1 protein-coding gene is annotated in these 222 nt (G+C 59.0%); it reads right to left on the minus strand.

The features are described from left to right. The coding region (locus E1297_RS51010; protein WP_209015507.1) for a DUF4116 domain-containing protein at positions 1-216 on the minus strand (216 nt) is incomplete at its 3' end. Positions 217-222: the final 6 nt, after the last annotated feature.

A 222-nucleotide genomic window follows, 5' to 3' on the forward strand; every position in this document is an offset into this window, starting at 1 on the left:
CTCCCGCGTCCGGAGGTCTTCCGGAACATAATGCAACACACCGCCTTCCTGCCTCACTGCTTCGCGGCAGACTTCTCTTGTCCAAAGTTTCTTAGGCACATATTTCAACGCCCTGCCGTCTTGCTTCACTGCTTCGAGGCACATCTCCCGCGTCCGGAGAGGCCACGGCATATGTCGCAACGCCCAGCCGATTTGCCTCACCGCCTCGAGACACATCCCCTC

The sequence above is a fragment of the Roseibium sp. RKSG952 genome (assembly GCF_009711355.1).